This window comes from Streptomyces europaeiscabiei, assembly GCF_001550375.1.
Taxonomy (GTDB): domain Bacteria; phylum Actinomycetota; class Actinomycetes; order Streptomycetales; family Streptomycetaceae; genus Streptomyces; species Streptomyces europaeiscabiei.
In genome coordinates this window covers 1-3306 of the sequence record NZ_LRTR01000100.1, presented here as the reverse complement: position 1 = coordinate 3306, position 3306 = coordinate 1, and the positions used below count along the sequence as shown (strand labels likewise).

Below are 3306 nucleotides of genomic sequence, written 5' to 3'. Positions count from 1 at the left end.
GGAGCCCAGGTCCGCGAAGTCCCCCCCGCCCCGCCCCGCCACCCCCCTCAACACCCGCACCCCTTCGGGCGACGCCCACCGCGTACCCGGCGGCCCCTCGACCCGGGCGATGACCAGACAACTCAACGTCAGCACCAACGGCAACGCGAACCACAGCGCGACCAGCACGCGCTGCTCCGCGAACCCCTGCGAGGGCAGCATCAACGCCAGCGCCCCCAGTCCGCACACGCCCAGCGCCGCGCCCCGTACCTGCGTGACCGCGTCGTCCACACGTGTTCGCGCGGCGTCCGGTACGGCCAGCCCCGCCGCGACGAGCCGGTCGGAGAGGCGCCGTACGGACTCCGCGGCCGCGACGGACCGCCGTACGGGCGCTATCCGGGACTGTCCGCCGGGGCCTATCGCGCCTATGACGGAGCGCTCCATCTCGTCCCGCCCGTCCGGGTCCACGACGGTCGCCCAGCCGGTGTGGGCGAGGAGGAGTCGGCGTCGGCGGGCCATGGAGACGAGGGTGAGGTCGGCGACGCGCGCCGGGCCGCCGGACAGGAACGCCGCCTCGTACAGCGTGAGCCGGTGGCAGTGGTGGACGTGGTCCGTGCGGACGTCGGTGGCGGCGGCCGCCGCACGCAGCGAGGTCAGGCACAGTCGGGCACAGGACACGCCGGCGGCGGCCCAGGCCAGGAGGAGGAAGAGCACCCAGAGCATGGCGTGTTTCTATGCGCCGGCCCGGGCCGGCGGTGTGCGATGTCCGTAATCCGGAGGGAAGGTTCCCGGACTCTTCCGTTTGATCGCCGTTGCGGCCCGCAATTGCCAGGTCCCGCGAGCGGGGGACGGCCGGGTTGGAGGGTCGGGCCGGGGGGTGATCATGTCGGATCGCGGCTGGGACGACGACGCCGAGTACCACGACGCGGTCCGGCGGGCCGATCGGGCGACCCGGTTCGGCTGGGCGGCGATCGGCGGCACGGCAGGGGCGCTCGGGTGTGCGCTGATCGCCGCGGCCGTCGTCTGCGCGGTCGTGGTCGTCGCGTACCTGTATGTCGTGGTGGCGGGGCACTACTGAGCGGCGTTCCGGCCGATGCCTCACCGGGAGGCGGGCCGGGCGGCTCCCGGCAGTCTCCCGGGCCGTCTCCCGGTCGAGTCCCGGTCGTCCCCTAGTCGTCGTCCGCCGGACCGTTGGCGGCGGGCGGCAGGCTGAAGCGCGGTGCGGCCGTCGCCGGGAGCGGGGTGGTCGGCGAGGGCGACGGCGTCACCGGGACCGGGGAGCCGGGGTCGGACAACGGGCCGGGCGGGGCCGGGGAGTTGGTGAGCGGCGGGGCGCTCGCGGAGACGGTGTCACGGGCGATCGCGTCGTAGTCGACGAGCCCGGTGGCCTCCAGGACCTTGATGTGGTCGAGGACGGTGGTGTTGGCGTCGTCGGCGAGGTCGCGGACCAACGAGTTGCGGGTGGTGGCGCGGACCTGGGCGACGACGGAGAAGACCTTGCCGTGCGCCAGGCGCAGGATGTTGGCGAACTCGCGGTCGTAACTCTCGCCCTGCGCCGCGGTCAGGGTGTCCAGCCACGCCCTCTGCTGGTCGTTCGGCTGATTGGGCAGGGGCAGCGCGAGGCGCGAGGCGACGTTGCGGACGCGGGCGTCGAGGTAGGTGTGCCCCTCGATGAGATGCGCTCCGGCGGTCCGTACGGCCGCGGTGGTGCCCTTCGTCTCGGCCTGCTGCCCGGCGGGCAGCTCCCACAGCCCCGCCAGCCTGACCTTGGTGATGAACTCCCGGTCCAGGGCGGACAGCGGACCGTACTGCGTCGTCACGGTGGACGCGTTGAGCACGCTGACGCCGGTGCCCGAGCGGTCCGCGTACGACCAGATCGGGAAGACCAGCGCGATGAGCGTCGCCGTCAGCCCGGCGACGATGAGTCCTGTGCCACTGAAGGGTCCCCCTCTGCCGTTGGTGGTTCGCATGGTGCCTCCTGCTCGCGGCACCGCACGCTAGTGCGCAACGGGTGCTGATCGGCCTACGGACCGGTATGTTACTGCCCGGTCTACGCCATCTGCCGTATGCGGAGGAACGGTTGAGGAGGGGACAAAGCGCGTCGGATGGGGTACGCGGAGCGGTGGGTGAATCACATCAAAACGTGCCGTAACGACGGCAAACCCGTGTGTGGGGCACGGGTTTGTTAATCGCAGCACATCCGGGGGCGAACACCCCGGCTCAGCGGCGTAGCAGCACCCTGCGGGTGGCGCGGGCCAGCCGGGCCGTCGGGCGCCGGGAGAGCGGGGCGGGACCCGAGCGCTCCAACCACCACCGGCGCAGCTCGCGCAGGACGTCCCCGTCGTCGGGGCGGCCCGTGAGGAGCACGTGCTCGGCGAAGGAGAGGGCGTCACGCCGGTAGCCGTCGGTCATCGGGTGGCCCTGCGCGTACGCGACGAAGGCCGGCCGGTACGACGAACCGAGGATCTCCGGGAGCTCCGGCGCCACCTTCGCCACGACGTCCGCCCGCTTCGCCGCGAGGGCACGCGCCTGGACGCCCAGCCGTACCCGGTCGAACCCCTCGGGCACCGGGGTCCCCGCGACCAGCGCGGACAGCAGCGCGGCCTGCCCGAGCCCGAGCCGCTGCCGGGCGACGGGCTCGGCGGCTCCGGCGGGCGTCGGCCCGGCGGAGAAGACCTTCTTCCCGGGGCTGCGCACCTCGGCCTTCTCCAGCACCCCCCGGATCGCCGTCAGCTCCCGCTCCAGCTCGCCCGGCTCGGGGAAGTTGTCGTCGCGCTCCAGGAGGACGCCCGGCGGGGTCACACGGGAGGCGAGGTCGGCGAGGACGTCGAGGACCTGCCGGGGGACGGGATGGGCGTGGCTGTCGTGCCAGACGCCGTCCCGCTCGAAACCGCCCGCGACATGGACGTACGCGATGGCCTCGACCGGCAGCTCGTCGAGTGCCTTCGCGGGGTCCTCACCCCGGTTGACGTGGTTGGTGTGCAGGTTCGCCACGTCGATGAGGAGCCGGACGCCGGTGCGGTCGACGAGGTCGTAGAGGAACTGCCCCTCGGTCATGTCCTCGCCCGGCCAGTTGATGAGCGCGGCGATGTTCTCCAGCGCGAGCGGCACGGGCAGCGCGTCCTGGGCGATGCGGACGTTCTCGCACAGCACGTCCAGGGCGTCCCGGGTGCGCGGCACCGGCAGCAGGTGCCCGGCCTCCAGCTGCGGCGACGCGGTGAGGGCGCCCCCCGCCCGGACGAACGCGATGTGCTCCGTGACGAGGGGGGCGCCCAGTGCCTGAGCGCGCTCGGCGAGGGAGCGCAGGCGCTGCTCGTCGGGGCGGTC

Annotated in this window: 4 protein-coding genes; 1 reads left to right on the top strand and 3 read right to left on the bottom strand. The window is 73.4% G+C overall.

All coding sequences use genetic code 11. From position 1 onward, the window contains the following. Positions 1-702, bottom strand: a 702-nt coding sequence (locus AWZ10_RS04335) for a TIGR04222 domain-containing membrane protein (RefSeq protein ID WP_060890481.1), incomplete at its 3' end; no start/stop codon positions are given. A 160-nt stretch (positions 703-862) separates the two neighbouring features. Here AWZ10_RS04335 and AWZ10_RS04330 point away from each other — a divergent pair. Further along, on the top strand, positions 863-1057 hold the full coding sequence (locus AWZ10_RS04330) for a hypothetical protein (protein WP_046710187.1): 195 nt from the start codon (positions 863-865) through the stop codon (positions 1055-1057). Between the two features lie 91 nt (positions 1058-1148). On the opposite strand, the gene AWZ10_RS04325 is transcribed toward AWZ10_RS04330, so the two are convergent. Together AWZ10_RS04325 and AWZ10_RS04320 are read right to left on the bottom strand one after the other, a co-directional pair. Next, positions 1149-1949, bottom strand: a complete 801-nt coding sequence (locus AWZ10_RS04325; protein ID WP_060890480.1) for a DUF4142 domain-containing protein — start codon at positions 1947-1949, stop codon at positions 1149-1151. Between the two features lie 250 nt (positions 1950-2199). Beyond that, positions 2200-3306 (bottom strand): multinuclear nonheme iron-dependent oxidase (locus tag AWZ10_RS04320; RefSeq protein WP_060890479.1); only part of this gene is annotated, 1107 nt, incomplete at its 5' end.